1 protein-coding gene is annotated in these 474 nt (G+C 58.4%); it reads left to right on the forward strand.

What is annotated here, in order from left to right:
• The first annotated feature begins 95 nt into the window (after positions 1 to 95).
• Positions 96 to 461: a thermonuclease family protein gene (locus GQ59_RS30415; protein WP_037088676.1), complete on the forward strand. Its 366-nt coding sequence runs from the start codon at positions 96 to 98 to the stop codon at positions 459 to 461.
• The last annotated feature ends 13 nt before the right edge of the window (positions 462 to 474 follow it).

The following is a 474-nucleotide window of genomic DNA, read 5'->3' on the forward strand; positions in this document are numbered from 1 at the left end:
GATAGGTCGAAGACGGACTGGTTTTGCATGGAGCATCGGCCGGAGACCTACCGCGGCATACAGATGCGCAGGAGCCCTGAAATGCAGGTGGGTGAATGATAGGAGCGATGATCATCTGCGCGTCGCTGACCGCCGTGGACGGCGATACCGTGAAGTGCGACGGGCAGAACATGCGCCTTCTCGGACAAGGCATCGTTGATGTCCGAGGCATAGACACGCCAGAAATCGGCAGTCATGCAAAATGCGACAAGGAGCGCAAGCTGGCTCTGATCGCCAAGCGCCACTTGAACGACCTCATCCGAGGCAAAAGGATCAAGGTCGAGGCAAAGGGCATAGACGATTTTGATCGTCCGCTCGTGAACCTCTATCTGCCAGACGGGCGAGAGGTGGGCCAGGTCCTGCTGAAGGACGGCACGGCGCGCGAATGGCGGCCGGGAAATAGGAACGACTGGTGCAAATAGAAAAAGCCCCGCA

Origin of the sequence: Neorhizobium vignae, from assembly GCF_000732195.1 — a bacterium.
GTDB lineage: Bacteria > Pseudomonadota > Alphaproteobacteria > Rhizobiales > Rhizobiaceae > Neorhizobium > Neorhizobium vignae.

What these genes read in the sequence shown, in the direction of transcription:
- GQ59_RS30415 (WP_037088676.1), top strand. Translation starts at nt 96, where the DNA reads ATGATAGGAGCGATGATCATCTGCGCGTCGCTGACCGCCGTGGACGGC.